We start from the raw sequence: 284 nt of genomic DNA on the forward strand, positions 1-284 counted from the left end.
CTGTGCGGCCTGTGCAACCCCCCGGCCCGCGCCGGCAAGAGCAAGGCCAGCGGCGCCCTGATGGTGCACTGACCCCCACGGTCGCGCACTTCGTGTCACTCCCTGCCCCCCGAGGGGGCCGCAGGCCGCCTTGGGGCGGCCCGGCGCCGGCCTGGACTGTAAGCCCCCACACTCCCTCACTTCGTGTGGTCGCTGCCCCCCAGGGGGGGCCGCAGGCCGCCTTGGGGCGGCCCGGCGCCGGCCTGGACTGTAAGCCCCCACACTCCCTCACTTCGTGTGGTCGT

The organism is Curvibacter sp. EU05-FHT14A10 (assembly GCF_058791075.1).